Source organism: Acinetobacter sp. B-6, assembly GCF_056930735.1.
The window spans coordinates 1-16306 of sequence record NZ_JBXPBY010000012.1; the positions used below are offsets into that span (position 1 = coordinate 1).

The 16306-nt window shown below is 34.1% G+C and carries 21 protein-coding genes and 1 tRNA gene; 7 read left to right on the forward strand and 15 right to left on the reverse strand.

What is annotated here, in order from left to right; all coding sequences use genetic code 11:
• Window positions 1-164: 164 nt before the first annotated feature.
• Genes yfiR through yfiB form a run of 3 tightly spaced genes read left to right on the forward strand, consistent with a single transcriptional unit; the run spans window position 165 to window position 2386 of the window.
• The gene (gene yfiR, locus AC1Z3T_RS14775; RefSeq protein ID WP_004830218.1) at window positions 165-668 is read left to right on the forward strand and encodes a regulatory sequestration protein YfiR; all 504 of its coding nucleotides are present in this window, start codon (window positions 165-167) and stop codon (window positions 666-668) included.
• A gap of 4 nt (window positions 669-672) precedes the next feature.
• Window positions 673-1890 carry a diguanylate cyclase DgcN/YfiN gene (gene dgcN / locus AC1Z3T_RS14780; RefSeq protein WP_004830220.1) on the forward strand — a complete coding sequence of 406 codons (1218 nt, stop codon included), beginning with the start codon at window positions 673-675 and terminating at the stop codon, window positions 1888-1890.
• A 16-nt stretch (window positions 1891-1906) separates the two neighbouring features.
• On the forward strand, window positions 1907-2386 hold the full coding sequence (gene yfiB, locus AC1Z3T_RS14785) for an outer membrane lipoprotein YfiB (protein WP_004830223.1): 480 nt from the start codon (window positions 1907-1909) through the stop codon (window positions 2384-2386).
• Window positions 2387-2526: 140 nt separating this feature from the next.
• Here the strand turns inward: yfiB and AC1Z3T_RS14790 are convergent.
• From AC1Z3T_RS14790 to AC1Z3T_RS14845, 12 genes are all read right to left on the reverse strand, one after another.
• Window positions 2527-2603 (reverse strand) — tRNA-Pro (locus tag AC1Z3T_RS14790).
• A 345-nt stretch (window positions 2604-2948) separates the two neighbouring features.
• On the reverse strand, window positions 2949-4109 hold the full coding sequence (locus tag AC1Z3T_RS14795; RefSeq protein WP_483396719.1) for a tyrosine-type recombinase/integrase: 1161 nt from the start codon (window positions 4107-4109) through the stop codon (window positions 2949-2951).
• Between the two features lie 87 nt (window positions 4110-4196).
• On the reverse strand, window positions 4197-4970 hold the full coding sequence (locus AC1Z3T_RS14800) for an exonuclease domain-containing protein (protein WP_483396720.1): 774 nt from the start codon (window positions 4968-4970) through the stop codon (window positions 4197-4199).
• A gap of 2 nt (window positions 4971-4972) precedes the next feature.
• Entirely contained in the window at window positions 4973-5170 is a 198-nt protein-coding gene (locus tag AC1Z3T_RS14805; RefSeq protein WP_414436078.1) for a hypothetical protein, read from the reverse strand.
• A complete protein-coding gene (locus tag AC1Z3T_RS14810; protein ID WP_483396721.1) occupies window positions 5170-5805 on the reverse strand; it encodes a hypothetical protein in 636 nt (211 codons plus the stop codon). The genes AC1Z3T_RS14805 and AC1Z3T_RS14810 overlap by 1 nt, the downstream gene beginning before the upstream one ends.
• A gap of 85 nt (window positions 5806-5890) precedes the next feature.
• Window positions 5891-6130 (reverse strand): hypothetical protein, encoded by a 240-nt coding sequence (locus AC1Z3T_RS14815; RefSeq protein WP_004723855.1) that lies wholly within the window; start codon window positions 6128-6130, stop codon window positions 5891-5893.
• A gap of 3 nt (window positions 6131-6133) precedes the next feature.
• Entirely contained in the window at window positions 6134-6487 is a 354-nt protein-coding gene (locus AC1Z3T_RS14820; RefSeq protein ID WP_483396723.1) for a hypothetical protein, read from the reverse strand.
• Window positions 6488-6549: 62 nt separating this feature from the next.
• Window positions 6550-7164, reverse strand: coding sequence for a hypothetical protein (locus tag AC1Z3T_RS14825; RefSeq protein WP_483396724.1), 615 nt, complete (start codon window positions 7162-7164; stop codon window positions 6550-6552).
• A gap of 23 nt (window positions 7165-7187) precedes the next feature.
• Window positions 7188-9905 (reverse strand): toprim domain-containing protein, encoded by a 2718-nt coding sequence (locus tag AC1Z3T_RS14830; RefSeq protein ID WP_483396725.1) that lies wholly within the window; start codon window positions 9903-9905, stop codon window positions 7188-7190.
• 12 nt (window positions 9906-9917) lie between these two features.
• Complete coding sequence (locus AC1Z3T_RS14835; protein ID WP_414436083.1) at window positions 9918-10097, reverse strand: hypothetical protein; 180 nt, start codon at window positions 10095-10097, stop codon at window positions 9918-9920.
• 4 nt (window positions 10098-10101) lie between these two features.
• On the reverse strand, window positions 10102-10335 hold the full coding sequence (locus tag AC1Z3T_RS14840; protein WP_200004392.1) for a hypothetical protein: 234 nt from the start codon (window positions 10333-10335) through the stop codon (window positions 10102-10104).
• A gap of 5 nt (window positions 10336-10340) precedes the next feature.
• Window positions 10341-10574 (reverse strand): ribbon-helix-helix domain-containing protein, encoded by a 234-nt coding sequence (locus AC1Z3T_RS14845; RefSeq protein ID WP_414436084.1) that lies wholly within the window; start codon window positions 10572-10574, stop codon window positions 10341-10343.
• An 83-nt stretch (window positions 10575-10657) separates the two neighbouring features.
• Between AC1Z3T_RS14845 and AC1Z3T_RS14850 the strand changes: the two genes are divergently transcribed.
• Window positions 10658-11005, forward strand: coding sequence for a hypothetical protein (locus AC1Z3T_RS14850; RefSeq protein WP_483396727.1), 348 nt, complete (start codon window positions 10658-10660; stop codon window positions 11003-11005).
• A gap of 48 nt (window positions 11006-11053) precedes the next feature.
• Here AC1Z3T_RS14850 and AC1Z3T_RS14855 read toward each other — a convergent pair whose 3' ends face one another.
• Complete coding sequence (locus AC1Z3T_RS14855) at window positions 11054-11614, reverse strand: hypothetical protein (RefSeq protein WP_414436085.1); 561 nt, start codon at window positions 11612-11614, stop codon at window positions 11054-11056.
• Between the two features lie 542 nt (window positions 11615-12156).
• Here AC1Z3T_RS14855 and AC1Z3T_RS14860 point away from each other — a divergent pair.
• The 3 genes from AC1Z3T_RS14860 (at window position 12157) to AC1Z3T_RS14870 (ending at window position 15516) form a co-directional block, all read left to right on the forward strand.
• Complete coding sequence (locus AC1Z3T_RS14860) at window positions 12157-13620, forward strand: hypothetical protein (RefSeq protein ID WP_483396728.1); 1464 nt, start codon at window positions 12157-12159, stop codon at window positions 13618-13620.
• Window positions 13621-13699: 79 nt separating this feature from the next.
• Window positions 13700-14461, forward strand: coding sequence for a hypothetical protein (locus AC1Z3T_RS14865; protein ID WP_483396729.1), 762 nt, complete (start codon window positions 13700-13702; stop codon window positions 14459-14461).
• Entirely contained in the window at window positions 14461-15516 is a 1056-nt protein-coding gene (locus AC1Z3T_RS14870) for an HNH endonuclease (protein ID WP_483396730.1), read from the forward strand. Before AC1Z3T_RS14865 ends, AC1Z3T_RS14870 begins: the two co-directional genes overlap by 1 nt.
• On the opposite strand, the gene AC1Z3T_RS14875 is transcribed toward AC1Z3T_RS14870, so the two are convergent.
• On the reverse strand, window positions 15513-15743 hold the full coding sequence (locus AC1Z3T_RS14875) for a hypothetical protein (protein ID WP_483396731.1): 231 nt from the start codon (window positions 15741-15743) through the stop codon (window positions 15513-15515). The two genes, AC1Z3T_RS14870 and AC1Z3T_RS14875, sit on opposite strands and share 4 nt — an antisense overlap.
• Entirely contained in the window at window positions 15733-16293 is a 561-nt protein-coding gene (locus AC1Z3T_RS14880) for a hypothetical protein (protein ID WP_483396732.1), read from the reverse strand. The genes AC1Z3T_RS14875 and AC1Z3T_RS14880 overlap by 11 nt, the downstream gene beginning before the upstream one ends.
• Window positions 16294-16306 lie beyond the last annotated feature (13 nt).

Here is a 16306-nt window from a genome sequence, read left to right on the forward strand (position 1 = left end):
CAACCAACACAACCCTTTTTTTTAATTATTTTTGATTTTAGTGCTCAGTTGTATTTTTATTAATCATATTTTAAAATTTTTATTTAAATTTTGACCTATTTATATTTGAATTTTTTCTTTAAACTACTTCAAATGATTTTATCATTAAATAAATTAAGTAAAATATGGCCCTTCTTATAAATAGAAAAACATTCTGTTTAGGAATTTTGCTCTTGTGCTGCAATTATTCCTGGGCCAACTCGTCGCATAATATTTTTGTGATGACCTTATCCATTTTGAGTTATGCAAAGTGGAATACACCCTCACCTGAATTATGTGTTGCAGACAATCCAAATTATGCTACTCAATTTTCTAATTACGCAAAATCCAACAAATCATCTTTTAGTGTAAATGCTATTCATGCAACGGATTTAAAAAGTCGTCACTGCGATGCAGTATTCTTTTCGAATATCACCGCGCAAGCTGAGCAGACATTAATAGATAAATCCTTGAACTCCACAATTTTATCATTTAGCTCAAATAATGCTGAGTGTGAAATAGGAAGTGTTTTTTGCCTCTCTACCAACAAAACAGGGAATACTATTTTTAAAGTTAATTTAGATAGCTTAGCTCGATCTAAAATACATGTTGATCCGCGTGTTTTGTTACTCGCAAAAAATTCGGATTAAAATCATGATCAATAAGTTTTTTAAATCGAGCTCTTTGCAAACGCTTTTTCGTAAATCACAATTTACAACTTTTGCAATCACGCTATTTATTTGCACATCAACTTTTGTCACGATTTCAGTCTTTACAGTTGAGTCTTATGCAAAACAAAATTTACTATTAATCAGTCGTACAGTTTCTGAACGTGTGCAACCAGCACTCGTATTCTCAGACAAAATCGCGATTTCACAAATTATCAATGAATATACTTTCCAGCATTCTGTACGTCTTATTGAGGTATACGATGCGCAAGGACAAAAGGTTGCACAAAGTTTAAAAAATATTGAACACTATTCTTATATTCAAAATATTTTTGATCATATTTTTTTAAAAGATGCAATTAAATTGAATGTGCAACACCAAGGACAATTTGTTGGACAAGTTGTTTTATATGGTAGCTCGAATGAAATTTTAATGTTTATCTTTAAAATTTTTCTAGGTCTAGCATTTGGAATGCTGTTTATGGTTTTTGCGGTATGGTGGTCTGTTAATCTCACCTACCGTCATATCATGGGCTCATTTTCTCCAATTATCCAAATCGCGCAACTTTTAAGAAATCAAAAAGCTTATAACTTAAGATTCCCTAAAAGTGATGTTAAAGAGTTCCAAGAGTTAAATAGTGTTTTTAACCAACTCCTTGATGAAATCCAGTCTTGGCATACACATCTTCAAAATGAAAATAGCGAGCTTTCATATCAAGTTCAACATGATCACTTAACACAACTGCCAAACCGTAGTTATTTTTATCAAGTGCTCTGTAGTTTATTTGATGATGCTCATCAACGCCAAAATTTAGCATTACTGTTTATTGATAATAATAATTTTAAAGCCATTAACGATCAGTATGGACACTTGGTTGGTGATGAAGTGTTAAAAGAGATGGCGGTTCGTTTAAGACGTCATATTCGTCAAGATGACTTCGTTGCACGTCTTGCCGGTGATGAATTTGCAATAATTTTACGTTCAATTTCTAAAATTGAGCATTTAATTTCTATTGCAGAAAATCTCATTAAATGTTGTGAAGATCCTTTAATTTACAAAGGACAAGAGATTTATTTTAGTTTCAGTCTAGGCATTGCTATTTCAAGTAAAGCCTCTAGTCCAGAAGACTTAATTTCTCAAGCAGATCAAGCTATGTATAAAGCAAAATCGCTACAACACCATTGGTTCATTTATCATTCTTAATGTTTAGAGGATTGTTATGATTGCAAAAAATATACGTCTTTCTATTCTTGCTTTCGTTTGCTTAGCTCTCACAGGCTGTATGAACCTGGGTGGTCTAAGCTATAAGCAAGCACGCGTACTCAAGAAAGAAGGTTTCGTATTGACGGATGAAGGTTGGAGCTTAGGCTTACCTGAACGCTTGTTGTTTGGTTTTAATGAATCCAATATTCAGCCAGAACATCAAGTTGAGTTGATTCGTTTAGCGAAACAACTCAATAAATATCACTTAGATAAACTAAAAATTGTAGGTCATACTGATAATGTCGGTAATCCTGAATACAATTTAAAGTTGTCCAAAGAACGTGCTCAAAATGTCTCTGATATTTTTATTGCAGAAAAATTTAATCCTGCAAATATTCAAATCATTGGTAAGGGATCTGATCAACCTCTTAAATCCAATGATACTGAAGAGCATAAGGCTGAAAATCGTCGCGTAGCTGTGATTATTATTCCTTAATCATTTTCTTTTATTCAAAATAGATCTCAACAGAGGTCTATTTTTTGTCTTCATTTTTTATATGGATTGAAGCAATACAAATTTCAGGCATAAAAAAACCGCTTCAAAGCGGATAATTTATATTTAAGCTTTAACTTAAATGGTCGGAGCAGTAGGATTCGAACCTACGACCCCCTGGTCCCAAACCAGGTGCACTACCAGGCTGTGCTATGCTCCGAATTTACAACAAACTCAAGGAATTGGGGTGAATGATGGGGCTCGAACCCAAGATAATCCAGCATTGTTTTTCTTATAAATTAGTGATTTAAGTAATATCTGTTTGTTCAAATAGCTCAATATGGGAATTATTTAGGCTTTTCTAAATTTTTATACTGTTTGAATGGCTTTCAATGACTAATTTCATAATTGATTTAGAAACTAGGCAGAATTGACCAAAATGACAAAATTATCTTTATGCTCGTATATCGAGTAATGGAGTAATAAATAAAAAAAGTGCCTTTTTATTAGGCACTTATATATGTTTTTTGATGTAAGATTTAGAGTAAGGTTCCAGTAAGTATTATTACTGCCGAATATAGTTATTTATTTTGCTCAAATAATCTGGAATATCCTCTGCTATTAACTTTCCATAGTGCTTATAAATCATTGATGTATCGCTATGACCAAGTTGTTCAGCGATCCACTCTGGTGGTACCTGACCACTGGATAAAAGTTGGCTGGCAAACGTATGTCGACCGTGATTGATTCCTCGTCCTCTTACTTTTGCTTTTTGTAGATGTTTATTCCATCTATAGCGAAGTTCGTAATATTCAAAGGTGCTGTTTTGTTCTTCATTAATCCATACAAAGCGTAATTTTTCTTGTTTGTAAGTACGGTTATCACGTTGTAAAACATCAACTACTTTAGGATAGCGATTGCCTGTTATAGCGTATTGTTTTCTGAGTGCTGCGATCGCTGGATCGAGCAGCTTGATTTTTCTGTTTCTCCTCCTGTTTTTGGTAACTTTATAAAAGCCTTTCACGTAGTTTCGCTTGATGGTAATTGTCCCTGCTTCGAGATCTATGTCTTCCCAAGCAATCGGGATCTGTTCTGAAATAGAAAAGCCTGTCCAGAATAAACACGGCAATAAATTACCGATGTCATAATCTGATTCTGTGTTCAAAATCATTGCGATTTCAGTCTTTGTAAACGGATCAGGTTCGGTACCATCTAATTGTTGGATAACAATCGTTTCGAATGGGTTATATGCAATACGGTTCTCTTGTCGCCATAACTCATGGATCGATGCTAGCCTTGTGACAATTTCTCGAATGGTTTTTGGCGCAAGCCGGTCTTTGAGTTGGTTTATCCATTTTCGTACGATCGTTGTATCGATGTCCTTTGGATTTACTTTCGCCCAACGTGGGTAAACATGGGTTTTTATATTGCTTTCATAGCCGTCGAACGTGCTTGGCGCAACTTCTCTGCGTATGAGTTCCTTATATTGTTCGATGTAATATGACATTTGATTCTTTTTTAAATGCTTTGAGTTGGGGAAATGTTTGACCAAGTTAAATTGGTCGAGTTGGATCTCTAACTTGATCAGATCCGCTAGTTTTTGTGCTCTATCAACATTTTCAGGCGTATATGCCCAATCGAGAGTTTCTTTTATTGGTGGTTCATTTGGTACTGGTTTCATCCAGATCCTCATGCTTTTTCCACGTATTTCGAGTCCTGCAGACATAACTAAACCTACAATTAAGTATTTTAATATATTGGGGATATTTTAGAGGTTCGCACCTCCGAGCGGAGGTGCTTTAGAGGTGTGCAATTAGACGAATGGAAGCTCTTCGTCTTCGTTTATGCTATTACGTGAAAGTATTTCATTTTCTAATGAAATACGAAGATAATCGTCTTCAGTTTTGTTGAATAGCCAATGTAAATCCCGATCGTCTAGATCTTTAATCGCCCACCCTCGATACTTTCCATAAAATACATGGGTTGGGTATCTTGCTTTCTCTGAAAATTCATACAACTCTTCAAAAGATGAAATACCAGCTTCATGAATAATGGCAATTAATACAGAAATTGTTGTACGGCAATCACTTAAAGCCGAATGTGCAAACCGCAACTGATGAGCTGTATGACCACGGCTTGAACTCACATAAAGTGCAACTGCAGACAAAGTATGTGAGTCTAACTTAGGCCAGAGAAAACGGGATATAGCTAATGTACAAATAGCTTTAATACCACTTGTCATAGTGCCTGCTCGATTGACTGCAGCAATATCGTAATCAATATTATGTCCAATCAAATACTTAATATTTAAATTTTTTGGAAATTTAAATGCTGTATAAGGCAGGCATTTAACCAGATCTTCATCCACAATATGATGTACTGCCATTGCACCAAAACTAATGGGTTCACTTGGCTTGAAGCGTTCTTCAAATTTAAATGCTTCTCCGATTATTAACTCAGGATATGCTGTAAAACTTGGTGAAATCTTGGCTCTTTCCAGAAAATTTCTATCAAGTGTAATTCCTGCAGCTTCAATGATGTCGCCATGTAATTTATGCGTTTCCGTATCAAAAATTAATGCTGTCATGATCATTCCATCCATTGCACACAATTTTGAGTCATGCATCGAGCAGATATATGACCATTCACTGCAGAAATTTGATAACTCAAAATTCCTGAATTACAGATTGGGCATAACATTTCGGCACCAAATGTTAATTGAGGTTTTTTGGTTCCATGTTTATCGGTAATTGCCTGACGAGCTTTAATAATATTTTGAAAATCCATCATGCCACCTGTAATTTATTTTGATCTATGAAACGATTTAACTTTTTGATTCCATCTAACCCATCTTTACGGATTATTTTTTTCACAAAATTAAATTCTTTTAAGCAGTTATAGTCTGTAAAGCCTGTGATACAGGTCAGCTTTGCATCACTTCGTACTCGTTCAAAACCTACAGGAACATCGGCAAGTAAAATTTCGTTGAGTTCAGCATTGATTCCTTTCCAACGTGTTTTTAAACCATGTCCACGATCTACAGCCAAAGCACTTCCAAACTTAAACTCGTTAAACGACATTTTTGGCATTTGAAATTGCACAGGAACCGTCATCACTTGATCGGTTTCAATATTGTAGTAATGACTGTCTACACCGAGATGCCACTCTTGTTCCAAAGGAATAAGAATATTTTTAAGGCAGATAATCAAATCACCATGATATACAGAATATGCAATGTGCTCTGGAGTCATTTCAGCATCTTTTAAGCCTGCTTCGACTCGATATTCCTCTACAACTTGATTTACTTCATCAACACAAAAAGACATGCTAAGTGTATAAGGTCCTGCCACAGCTATTTGCTGTTTAACTTGGGTTTCTGCATCACGTTTGGCTTTGAGTCCTAAAAATTTATTTCTTTTCATTGGTTTTCTCCAATCAAATAAATAAATGAGCTCATACAAATTGAAGCAATCAGGTTGATGAACATTGCGTTTTTAAAATTAAAGTTCATGCTGATTGTTCCTGATCGTAACTCGCCAATGCATCTGCACATGCTTCTTCTGGTGTTGAACCTTGTCCACGTAATAAAACTTTTCGATTTGGATCTTGTTCACGTTGATTACTGCAAATCCATACCATCCAATCTGTATAACGTGTGAACGCAAGTTCAAAATAGCAGTAATGATTTGTTTGAAGCATTTCTGTATGAATAGCCATAACTTTTGATAAATTGGTTTGTTCAGTCATGATTTAACCCTCAACCCTTGGTTGTTGATCTAATTCACAACGGCATTTCCCAATACGAGAATATTCAATTGGTCCTGGTGCATCGATAGGTGTCACTCCAAAACGGTAAAGGTCATATAGCTTATTACCTGATTTCACCTGAATATCATCACCTGTTATTTTGGTGATAATTCCTCTGTAAGCTTTTTGATTTACACTTACTAATCCTCCCCCTAATTGCTTAACCTGCTGTTGCATGAAGTTGACTTCATCATCGACTTTATAAGACTCAAAGTCTGGAAGAATTAAGCCACCACACTTACAGTGGTATTTTGAAATTTCTGCTTCTGCAGTTTGTACGTTAGAATCGTTTTGCATAATTGCTCTCCGGTGATTGTGTGACACATACAGAAGTGACCGCTTCTGTATGTGTGCTTTACTTAATGTTTAAATGGGAAGTCGGAAAAAATAGAATTTGATTTTTTCTCAGAAAAAAGTGCTGCTAAAAGAAGCATTTTTAAAAGTTCATTTGGCATTTCATCTTTTTTTCTTTCTTTTTCAGTTTTTTGCTCTTCAGTGATTTCTGGCAAATTTAATTGCGGATATAGTTCATCCGAATAAGCCCACTGGTGGATCTTATGCACTTTGATATCCCCACGGCTTGTATGCCATGCTTCACATTTTGCGCAGTACTCCACACCAGACATAATTTCTTTATCTTTAAAGATGACTGTCACATCTCTATCCACTTCGGGGATTTGAAATGAATCTTTGAATATTGGGTTTATTTTTGGCTCTACAGGGATCGCTTCAATCGTGACTTTAAAATGATTTGAACTTGATTCCTTTAATACGTTGTCAACGAATTCATAAAGATTATTTAAATTACTTCTCGAATTTCCAACTTCAACTGGATATCCAAAAATTTTAAGTAATTCTTCACGTTTAATTTTTTCTTTACTGAAAGCCTTGCTTGGCAATTGCTCCACGATAGATTTGTCTAATACAGCTATGGCTTGCATGCCAAAATTTGATGTGATCTTTAGGTTATACATAGTGTTTTCCTTTAAAAATGGGATTAGTCCCGTTGTGATGTTGGTTTTTCAAATATCCAACAGCGTTTTGTTGAACTGGTTAATTTGCTTTGTATAGCTTTGTTCGCTTCGATAAAGCGGTAATGCATACTGTGACGTAAGGCATTTTGTAATTCATTTATTTCAGGCAATTGGTACCTGTAATCTGCAGCGACTCTATATAAATGAGCAAAGTTGATAGCGAATCGATCTGGTTTGTTTGAATGATTGACCACACTTTCATGATGTTCGACTTTTTTAATTGAAGATTCCATTTCTTCAATGGTGTTCCAGAAGTTTTGAACAATGACTGGATCTGACTTGAGTACCTTATCTCGGTTTTGCGCCATGATTAAAAATTCTGCATGGACTTGTTTTTGGATCTGTACTGGTACTTCAATGACATAGCGACACATGGCATCAAATAAAGACATGAGTTGAGCATGGTTGTGAACGATTCGAGAACTTTGAATATTGTGTTGTTCCTGGTGCAACATCGCATCGTATTTTTCATAGCCAATGTTATAAGCTTCTAAAATATCTTTCTCTTTACTTAAACAATCTAAAATAAACTGGCTAACGTTTTCGGGTTCGTATTTAGATAAGTTTCGGGAAGCGTATAAACTCGCTTTACTCAATTGATCTTTAAAAAATTTGACGTGAACAATACGTCCCATAATTGCCTCTGAAGCAAGTACTTCAGCGTTTTGGCTGATAATGAGTGTTCCCATAAATGGTGGTTCATAGGTTTCATTGCCCCCATTCTTGACACCCATTGCCCCTAGTGATCCCCCATCAAACATGGTTTTACACATATCCCAATTAAACTGTTTAGATGCACTTTCACCTTGTCGATCGGACTCAATGAAAACCACAGGGAAGTTAGAAACTTGGCGTAATGTTCTGGTTAGACCGGCTTTGGATGTTTTGGTTGGATCTACCCCCTCATAATTGATACGTCCGAATAATTTCCATAAGAATTGAATAAGTGTGGATTTCCCTGTTCCTGGTTCTCCGACTAGCTCTAAAAATGGAAAGGATTTGTGGGTTCTACGGATCTGTTGCGCATACAAACTTCCAAAAAATGCCGTCAAACCGATTAAACCTTTCACACCATAGGCATCTATCAAGTCTGTAACCCAATTTTTGTTATATTCGTTTTGTTGAGCATTGATAGATAAAGAAAATGGCGAATTACATTTTAGATTTACATGACGAGGAAGTTCGAAGTACTCCTCTTTGTTGATTGTGTATTGCTTGCCAGATTGATATGCAATATCACCCAAAACATACGTTTTGTGGCTACAGTGGTAACCTAAATAATTGATTAATTGAACACGTTTGATGTCGGTTAATTCACGTTCAAGAAAAGCGTCCAATTGCGTACTATTTCCTTTGTAGAATTTACCTGGTGCAATATGCAATAAACGTTTTTTAAACTCGGATGCCGATGCAATATGTGATGCACTAAATGTATTTTTTATTGTTTTAGCGCCTCGAGGGAAATCGATCTGGAAAAAATAGTCGGCTTCGTCGATTTCTTCCATGTATTGGTAATACAAACCACGAGGTCGACAGTCCATAATCAGTTTTGCTTCAGAAGCACTTTCTAGGGCTTTTTCACGACGCTCACTGCTTGCCAGTTCTTTTTCTTCTTGTGCCCAATCTTCGTTGTCATTTGGTTCCCGATCGATGTCTTTCATGTAGTCATCATATTTGTCCATGTCTAATTTGAACCAAAAGACTTGATTATTAAAATCAAATGGGAAAGATTTTGTCCCATAGCGCTTGTAGATAAGTGTGCCTTTATCCACAGCCGATTTCGCTGTGATCAGTGCGCCATAATATTTATAGGTTTCGAGTTCGGTAAAATTAAGTCGGTTTTGCTTGTAAAGATCATTCCAATCCTGTTTTTTACGACTTGATGGTGGCAAGGCTGCTTCACATTCAAAGCCGTCTGCTTCAGCTAAAGCTATATTTTTTAAAATACCATCATGACCGGCTTTATCATTATCAAATGCCCATACCAACTTTGGTAATGGGATTTCTGCTTCAGTACATTTTTGTGCAATACGATTTAAAAAGATCGAAGGATAGTTGTTACAGCTTAAAGCTGAAAAACTGGTAATTCCTGAAAGCCACAATGCGATGGTGTCAAATATACCCTCGGTGATCCATATTTCTTTAGATTCTAAGTAATTGGTATTTGGTGTCATCCAAGCATGTCCACCAGATGCCCACTCTTCCTTAAATGTTGTTTTGGGTAATACTTCTTGTTGATCTAATACACGTTGCCACCAACCATGATTGCCCTCTTCATCTGTAATGGGAAATCGTAAAGTGATTGATGTGGTTTTTTTAGGTTTATAACGGGTAATAAGTTCTTGTGTATATAAGCCTTTTAATTGCTCAAGTGGGAAGCCTCGGCTTTCAACTAAATAAGCATTTACTGTGCGTAAAGGATCCTGTGGCGTAGGTTCAAATCGTTTTTCCCATTTTTCAAACAAATCTGGAAATAAATCACGAATGTGGTTTTCATGACCACATTCGTTTTTACGTGGGCAGAAAATTACCCACGGTTCGTCAGCAAAAGCCCATGCCGAAGCTTCTTTGTGATTACAGTCAGGACATCTACCACGCAGTTTATTATTACTCTTAGCTTTAAAACCATATTGGTTTTCTAGTCTGTCTAAAATTAAAGCCTGAGTCTCTGGAAACATCATTTAATAAACTACCTAAAATAAATGCCGTGAATTTTTGATTTCTTGCCCTGCTAATTTGTAAAGAACTTTTTTAATTCTTTGTTTAGCTAGGTATTCCATCGTTTCTGCTTCAGTTGCAAAACCATGTAACTGTTGCACTTCCTTTATAATTTCTTTCTCTTTGTCGCTGAGTACGATTTCTTGTGTGGGCATAGCTTCAGCTCCTTGAAAGGTGATCCGATGCGCCTTTTTTTAAGAATTCGTCTAAATTAAAGTCTTGTTGAATATCTTCTGCGATCAATGTGGCGAGTGCCTGTTTCATTACAAGCTGTCTCATGATCACACCAGGATTAATTCCAGTTAATTTAGATATGATTTGAATTAACTGTGCTTCATCATCGGTTAGATTGAGGTTGTAACGGTTATCTCGTTTTTGCTTTTTTAAAGACATAAGATTTAGCCCTCTATCTGTTTGCTATTTTTCTTTTGATTGCCCTTACCTTGAAAATATGTTTGAGCAATTACATGGGAACGACTAGAACCTGTTGCTTCAACGGTTTCGTCGATTTGATCGACTTCATCTTTTGGCAAATAAACGATGCATTGAACACGCCCACCACCAATTTTTTTGGACCGTGTTCGACTGGTTTGTGGTGATTCGGTTTTTTGAGGTGAAATATTCGATCTCATAGATTATCCTAACGGTTATAGTGATGTGCTATGACTCACTATAGCATAAATATTTAGTCTTTCAATAGATAAAGGTGACAAATATGTCCGTAGTTCATGATGAGCCATCAACGGTCATTGCAAAAAGATTTAAAGAGGAAATGGAACGGAATCATTTCAAAGCAAAAACGATGAGCCGTGAGATAGGAGCGCATGAAAATACGCTAGGCAACTATATACGGACTGAAAAAGTACCCGATCAATGGGTTTATTTGGCAAATCTTCATCAACAAGGTATTGATATTCGTTATGTTTTGTTGGGAATAGACCCTGATTACTCAGGTCTAACTAGCGAAGAAAGTTTGTTATTGAAAGCCTATAGACAGTTAAGTCCTGAGGCTCAGGAAGCTTTACTCGGTATTAGTACGGTGATGGCGAAAGAAAGGGAGTGATAGAATGTTTAAAAAGTAAAAAGCCCATTTTGCAATGGGCTTTTTTTGTTATTCGTCAAATACAGTTTGAACGCCTTTAAGTTTTTCCTCTAGATCCAATAATTTATAAATCAGATCATTTTTTTGATAAATGACATCTCTATTATCAGATCCTGTCTCGAGAGAATTTCTCCAAACACGAATTGAACTTAAAGTCATATCTAATAAAAGCTCGGCGTCTATTGAGTTTTTATCCATATTATCACCTGTGGCAATTTGATTTAATTGAAATTGCCAGACTGTAACCCTTTCTTTGTTCCAGATTGGGCTGGTGAGTATATGTACTCCATTGAATTTTGGGTAAATTAAATCATTTAGTGATTCTTTTAAAAGGTTTATATCGATAAGTTTGTCTAAATGATCAGTTTTTGTTATTTCTTGCATTAAATCATTAATTTGATCGGGAGAAATAGACAAAAAACCTTTCTCTGTATCGTGATTAAACGAAATCTGCGCTTTGACACATTTATCAATCACCGCAAATAATTGCTGGCAAAGAAGCTGGCTTTTTTCGTTTGTGGCTTGAACCCGATCTGCAATCGGTACGTATGGAATAATGCTCTCATTCATTGTTATTCCCCTAAAAATAATATGGAAAATGTAACTGAGAACATGCATAACAGAGAGATGGCTTTAAATATTTTTTGAAATAAAAGTGCATTTTTTCGTTGTTTGAGGCGTTTTTCGTAGGCGACTAAGTCGTAAATTGGCGTGTGTTCAATGATATGGTTATTTTGAATGTATGCAGATAGACGTGCTGGAATTTGTCTTTTCATGATTTATTACTCGTAGGTAAACAATTTCACCTACCACCATCACATTTCCTATGTGTAATGGTGGCAGACCGAACAAGGCTAGGAAAACAGTCCCTACGAGTACTGCCAGCGCGAAGCTGCCCTGTCCGATCTACCATAACAAGTATAGCCGATCAGACAATTTGGCACAAAAAAAGTCGCTTAAGCGACGATCATTTATGCGCTCGTAGAGTAAAAACAAGTTTCCTAGGCTTGTACTCAGATTTTGCTGAGTAAATACATGTTGCTCGATAGTGAGGTGTTATGTCAAGATAGTGATGTACTATTTTTTATAAGATATTGTTTTTTGAGTAAGTTATGGCTGAGACCTCGAACATAAATATTAATTTAATAGAAAAATTTGATAATTTCAAAACAATTTTTTCAGGGCTAAAGGTTAACATTCATCTTTCAGACTTAGAAAGTAAGTATGAATTAAATCTGAAAAAAATTAAAAAACGCATTCCAGAAGAGGCAAAGTTAATATTTATTTTTTTTGATAAAATTAAAAATGCTATAGATTTAAATATAGAGATAATCTCTCTTACATATTATGATAATCTTTTTAATAATGTACATCTCAATAACAGTGATTTGAATGAGCATCTTAAAGATTTATCTATCGAATTCACAGAATTAAACACTACAGTTCATTCATTTCACAGTTCTGCCATATTATTTTCTGATTTTATAGATTCTAATGAATTTGAAAAAAACTATAATTTTAGTATGAGTAAACGTATTAATTCATTAACAAAAACATCGGAGGCATTATTATTTATTTTAGAAAGAATAAGCATAATTTTAAAAAAAATAATATTAATAGTTCACTCCATAAAATATAAATATGTAGATGTTCTAGAAAACATCTACATTGAAAGATTTAAAAATGAATCTGAAATACTTTTCAAAGAGTTTAAAATATCTTCAAGTAAAATTTTAAGTGGTTTTGTTCATGAATCTAAAAGAATAAATTCTGAATTTAAGGCAATAGAGTCAGAATGTGAAAATTTTAAAAAAACAATAAATGACTTTGAAAAGCAAACTGAAGGTTTAATGTTAGAATATACAAATTTCGATAATAGATTGAAAGATATTTCTAATACGCGAACAAATGATATTCAATTTTTACTAGAAGAAAAGCTAGGAACACTCGAAAAAATTAATAGTAGCAAAATTGAGGAGATTGATAATTCATATCAAAATGCAAAATCAAACTTTGCCGATTTTACTAAATTAGTTGAAATGTCAGGAAATTATGTTTTAACGGATAACTATAAAAAAAAATCAGTCGAAGAAAAAGACTCATATAGATTTTATAGTTGGATAACAATGGGTTCAATTTTTTTGGCAATTTTAACTACTATTATAATCATTGCATTACCGATATATGAATTCTGGGGATTAATTCCACAACCAGATACAAACTATTTCACAATTTTAGCTAGATTAACTATTTCACTTATGTTTTTTGTTTTGGCAGTCTATGCTTCAAAATTATCGGCTAAACACTACGAATGTTATCAAGAAAACCATAGAACTTTCTTACAATTAGCTGCACTTGAACCATTTATGGCACGTATGACACCAGAAGAACAAAAAGAGATAAGAAAAAATTTAATTCCTAGTTATTTTAATCAAGCAAATGACAGTAAATATTCAGCAAAAGGTGATGAAGTTGCAGCTCCGGAATTTGCACGAAATTTAGCTGAAACATTTGTAAATGCTTTTAAGGAAGTTAAAATTAGTCAAAACTCTAACAAATCTGACGAGAATAGATAATCAGAGTTTTGTTGGTTGCGAAATAGTACATAGTTATGTAAAAATACTGATGTACTATTTTTTATAAATAATTGACTTAATGAATAATTTAGAAAGAAAAAAGCTTCCTGTGTGGCTCATCATCGGAATTATTTTTGTACCTATAATTTTTGCATGGTTTACTTTAAAACAAGGTTTTAGCAAAAAAGCAAGAATCATAAGTTTTTCATGGATGGTTCTTGGCATTGTGGTATTTGCTCTACTACCTACACCTCCAAAACCAGCTGCAGATGATAGCATCCCTACTCATACAGCCCCGACTAAAATAGAAAAAGACGAAGCTCAAAAAACTGCTGAACCTGACAAAGCGAGAATAGAGTTTCAGGAACAAAATAAGAAGCAATTAGAAGCATTGCGAAATGAAGATCGTCCACAATTTGAAGTGCCTGGTGTCGATTATACCTCCCCTGTTGCTAAAGTTGATCTAACTAATGACCAAGAAATTATTGCTGCAGTTGGTTTACCAGTAGTAGAAAAAGAAAAAGGAACAAACCAAAATGGTGAGCCAATGACCATATATTACTTTAGTGATGATTTGCAGAATGGATTAGATATTACTTTAAGTCGTGAGTTTATCGATGTAGCTTGGAAGTATGATGCTCAAAATCCTAATAAAGCAAATGCAGCATTTGAAGCTGGCCAACAAATTACTCGTGCACTATTTGGTGGTAAAGATGGTTCTGATCTATATGACAAGATTTCAAAAGGCAACAAGATTGATTCTTTAATTTTAAAGGATGGTACCGAAATCAAGAGTGCTCGTTGTGGCGCTATGGTGTGTCGATATCAGGTGTTAAGATAATGAAATTTGTGTATTTATCTAGCTATAGGATTAAAAGTTTTAAGTTCAATCTATCCTTATGGAATAAAGAAAGAATAGTTTCAATATATCAAATTTTAAAAAATACTAGCACATATAATGTCTTATTTAATTATTATGATTTTAAAGACATAACAGAAAATTATTATTTATATAATTTAGATAATCATAAGGATAAAAACTGTATTTTTTGTTTAAAAAGCTCAGGTGAAGTTAGTTTCAATAAATTTCCTCATGTTATTCCATATTTATTAGGAAATAATTTTTTATTGCATCATGAAGAGTGTGATGAATGTAATCATTTTTTTGGGCAAACTCTTGAATGTGAACTTGATAAATACTTAACTCCATATAGAACTCTTAATAAATTAAAAAACAGAGCAGGAAACTTGATTAAAACTGAAATGGGTAAAAATAGAAGTTTTAGGTTTGACCAATCAAGAAATATATTTATAGGAGAGTTACATGAGGATGAAATTTCATTTGATGATGCTTCGAATATCGTAACTTTCAATTTGAATCAGAATAAATACAGTCCAATGCTAGTTTACAAAGCATTAATGAAGATATTTTATGGTCTTTTACCAAGGGAATATTTACCCAAATTTGAAATCCTTAGAAAATGGATAATTAGTAAAGATAATAGTTTTATTCCATTTTCTCCTTTAATGGCTATGAAAACTCGTTTAGACGGATTTAGTACAAGTGTATTAGATGTCATAATTCTGAATAAAGAAACTACAGATTTTGAAGAATTTAAAAAAGAACTTCCACCTAATGAAGATTTTGATTTTATAGCATACTTAAGATTTGGACATATTGTCTTTGAATTCCCAATTTTCACAGACTTAAGTATTTCAAAACTACGATATATGATTGATACTAACTCTTCATCTAAACTAAATCTTCCATACATATATAAGATAGGGTTTCCAACAAATGGAGAATGGATTGATTTTAGCGAAACAGAAAAAGTATCAACCAAAGAGCCAATGTATTTTTCATTTGATAAAAAGATTAAAGAGAAAATAGATTAAGCCCCTATTTTTAAAAATTCTTTTAATCCTGCTAACCACATTTGAGGAGCCTCTGACCAACTTCTTAGGCTATAAGGCTCCTGAATTCCATAATAAGCATTCATAAAGCGTACATGCCAAAAATGATATTTGGCTTCTCGACTATGTTTCCATATAAAAGATGGCTGCATATCATCACGGATATTTTTGTAGAATAGTTCGAAGAGTTGTTCAGGATCATTCGTCATTTTGAATATTTCCTTTAGAAAAACTATTTTCTGTGTCTCTATCCCAAGCCATATTATATTGGCTATAAAAAAGAGAATTTGTAAATGCATATGCAAGTGCATCAATATGATCATTTGATTCATATCTAGGGTATTCATCCATAATCATTCTTAAACGAGGGTGTCTAATCGGTTTAAAAGAGTTTTTATAGAGTTTAAAAGATTGGTAACACGCTCTCCGAACCTTTCGATTTTTCACTTTCTTGATGCGTTTAGGTATAAATGGAAAATCGAGCCAAATATTAAACTCTAATTCAGGAAGCTGTTGATCCAATAAACGTAGAATCAAATATTTCTTTGACTGATAACGTCCACCAAAGATCAATCGATTTAGATTTAGTTGATTATAGATTGGGCTGAAATGGTGAATATTTTTCATATTAATCCCAGCTAGAACTAGATGAAGATCCGCTGTCATAACTACTTGATGAAGTCTCACTTGAATAAGAATTACTAGGATCATTTGAAGAGTGACAATGATTGGAAGTGGTGACATTAGTTGAATCACCATGAAATGATCCTGA

Coding starts and splice junctions, on each gene's coding strand:
- AC1Z3T_RS14830 (WP_483396725.1), bottom strand. CDS start 9,905: ATGATGTTTCCAGAGACTCAGGCTTTAATTTTAGACAGACTAGAAAAC.
- AC1Z3T_RS14820 (WP_483396723.1), bottom strand. CDS start 6,487: ATGCAAAACGATTCTAACGTACAAACTGCAGAAGCAGAAATTTCAAAA.
- AC1Z3T_RS14865 (WP_483396729.1), top strand. CDS start 13,700: ATGAATAATTTAGAAAGAAAAAAGCTTCCTGTGTGGCTCATCATCGGA.
- AC1Z3T_RS14795 (WP_483396719.1), bottom strand. CDS start 4,109: ATGTCTGCAGGACTCGAAATACGTGGAAAAAGCATGAGGATCTGGATG.
- AC1Z3T_RS14800 (WP_483396720.1), bottom strand. CDS start 4,970: ATGACAGCATTAATTTTTGATACGGAAACGCATAAATTACATGGCGAC.
- AC1Z3T_RS14845 (WP_414436084.1), bottom strand. CDS start 10,574: ATGAGATCGAATATTTCACCTCAAAAAACCGAATCACCACAAACCAGT.
- AC1Z3T_RS14870 (WP_483396730.1), top strand. CDS start 14,461: ATGAAATTTGTGTATTTATCTAGCTATAGGATTAAAAGTTTTAAGTTC.
- dgcN (WP_004830220.1), top strand. CDS start 673: ATGATCAATAAGTTTTTTAAATCGAGCTCTTTGCAAACGCTTTTTCGT.
- AC1Z3T_RS14855 (WP_414436085.1), bottom strand. CDS start 11,614: ATGAATGAGAGCATTATTCCATACGTACCGATTGCAGATCGGGTTCAA.
- AC1Z3T_RS14805 (WP_414436078.1), bottom strand. CDS start 5,170: ATGGATTTTCAAAATATTATTAAAGCTCGTCAGGCAATTACCGATAAA.
- AC1Z3T_RS14840 (WP_200004392.1), bottom strand. CDS start 10,335: ATGTCTTTAAAAAAGCAAAAACGAGATAACCGTTACAACCTCAATCTA.
- AC1Z3T_RS14880 (WP_483396732.1), bottom strand. CDS start 16,293: ATGGTGATTCAACTAATGTCACCACTTCCAATCATTGTCACTCTTCAA.
- yfiB (WP_004830223.1), top strand. CDS start 1,907: ATGATTGCAAAAAATATACGTCTTTCTATTCTTGCTTTCGTTTGCTTA.
- yfiR (WP_004830218.1), top strand. CDS start 165: ATGGCCCTTCTTATAAATAGAAAAACATTCTGTTTAGGAATTTTGCTC.
- AC1Z3T_RS14875 (WP_483396731.1), bottom strand. CDS start 15,743: ATGACGAATGATCCTGAACAACTCTTCGAACTATTCTACAAAAATATC.
- AC1Z3T_RS14835 (WP_414436083.1), bottom strand. CDS start 10,097: ATGCCCACACAAGAAATCGTACTCAGCGACAAAGAGAAAGAAATTATA.
- AC1Z3T_RS14825 (WP_483396724.1), bottom strand. CDS start 7,164: ATGTATAACCTAAAGATCACATCAAATTTTGGCATGCAAGCCATAGCT.
- AC1Z3T_RS14850 (WP_483396727.1), top strand. CDS start 10,658: ATGTCCGTAGTTCATGATGAGCCATCAACGGTCATTGCAAAAAGATTT.
- AC1Z3T_RS14860 (WP_483396728.1), top strand. CDS start 12,157: ATGGCTGAGACCTCGAACATAAATATTAATTTAATAGAAAAATTTGAT.
- AC1Z3T_RS14810 (WP_483396721.1), bottom strand. CDS start 5,805: ATGAAAAGAAATAAATTTTTAGGACTCAAAGCCAAACGTGATGCAGAA.
- AC1Z3T_RS14815 (WP_004723855.1), bottom strand. CDS start 6,130: ATGACTGAACAAACCAATTTATCAAAAGTTATGGCTATTCATACAGAA.